The sequence below is a fragment of the Streptomyces sp. CO7 genome, from assembly GCF_053474865.1.
Map to the genome: position 1 here is coordinate 26,940 of NZ_JBRIOU010000012.1, position 1,526 is coordinate 28,465.

Annotated in this window: 2 protein-coding genes; one reads left to right on the top strand and one right to left on the bottom strand. The window is 75.2% G+C overall.

The window, feature by feature from the left end; genetic code table 11:
- Positions 1 to 973 (top strand): methyltransferase (locus tag ACOV8S_RS29715; RefSeq protein ID WP_448321577.1); only part of this gene is annotated, 973 nt, incomplete at its 5' end.
- A 41-nt stretch (positions 974 to 1,014) separates the two neighbouring features.
- Here ACOV8S_RS29715 and ACOV8S_RS29720 read toward each other — a convergent pair.
- The coding region (locus ACOV8S_RS29720; protein WP_448321578.1) for a class II fructose-bisphosphate aldolase at positions 1,015 to 1,526 on the bottom strand (512 nt) is incomplete at its 5' end.

The following is a 1,526-nucleotide window of genomic DNA, read 5'->3' on the forward strand; positions in this document are numbered from 1 at the left end:
GGAGGGGGCGGCCGGGGCCGGTGCCTCGGTCACCCAGATCACCGAGTCGTTCCTGACCCGCGAGGCCACCCGCGCCAATCTGGCCGCCAACGGCGTGGCCGACGCCGGGGTCGCGCTGCTCACGACCCGTGACGAACCGCCCCGGCGCATCGACGTCCTGCTGGTGCGGGTGCCCAAGAGCCTGGCGCTGCTGGAGGACCAGCTGCACCGGCTGGCGCCGGCCCTGCACGAGGACTCGCTGGTGGTGGGCACCGGCATGGTCAAGGAGATCCACACCTCGACGCTCGCCCTGTTCGAGCGGATCGTCGGCCCCACCCGCACCTCGCTCGCCGAGCGCAAGGCGCGGCTGATCTTCGCCTCCCCCGCCGCCACGGCGGACCGGGGGACCGACCCGTGGCCGCTGCGGTACTCCTTGCCGCAGGACGCCGCGCTGGTGGCGGGCCGCCCGGTGGTCAACCACGCGGGCGTCTTCTGCGCGGACCGGCTCGACATCGGCACCCGCTTCTTCCTCCAGCACCTGCCGACCGGACCGGGTCTCGGGCGGGTGGTCGACCTCGGCTGCGGCAACGGCGTGGTCGGCACGGCGGTGGCGCTGGCCGATCCCTCGGCCGAGGTGCTGTTCACCGACGAGTCGTACCAGGCGGTGGCCTCCGCGGAGGAGACCTACCGGGCCAACGTGCCGGACGGCGAAGCCTCGTTCAGGGTCGGCGACGGTCTGGAGGGCCTCCCGCCGGACAGTGCCGACCTGGTGCTCAGCAATCCGCCGTTCCACTCCCACCAGGCGACCACCGACGCGGTGGCCCGGCGGATGTTCCAGGGCGCGCGGCGGGTGCTGCGGCCCGGGGGCGAGCTGTGGATCGTCGGCAACCGGCACCTCGGCTACCACGTGAAGCTCCGGCGGGTGTTCGGCAACGCGGAACTCGTCGCCTCGGACCCGAAGTTCGTGGTGCTGCGGGCGGTCCGCCGCGGCTGACCTCGGTTGCCGTCCCCGGTGGGAGCGCGGCCGACCGCCACTCAGTCCCGGGTGACGGCGGCCGGCGTCACGGCGTCCGCCCGGGCGCCGTCCGCCGTGATCACCTCCAGGTAGCGCACCACCGTCGCGGCCATGGCGTCCCGCCCGGGGGCGAGGTATCGGCGCGGGTCGACCTGCTCGGGGTGCCGGTCCAGGTGGGCGCGCACGGCGCCGGTCAGGGCGACGTTGAGCGCGGTTCCCACGTTGACCTTGCCGATGCCGCCGGAGACCGCCGCCGCCAGTTCGCCGTCGGGTACGCCGGAGGAGCCGTGCAGCACGAGCGGCACGTCGACCGCCTCGGCGAGCCGGGCCAGCAGGGTGTGGTCCAGGGCGGCGGTCCGGGTGGTCATGGCGTGGACGCTGCCGATCGCGACGGCCAGGGCGTCCACCCCGCACTCGGCCACGAACGCGCGGGCCTCGGCGGGGTCGGTGCGGGCTCCGGGCGCGTGGGCGTCCAGCGCGGGCGCGCCCTCCTTGCCGCCCACCTCTCCCAGTTCGGCCTCCACCCACAGTC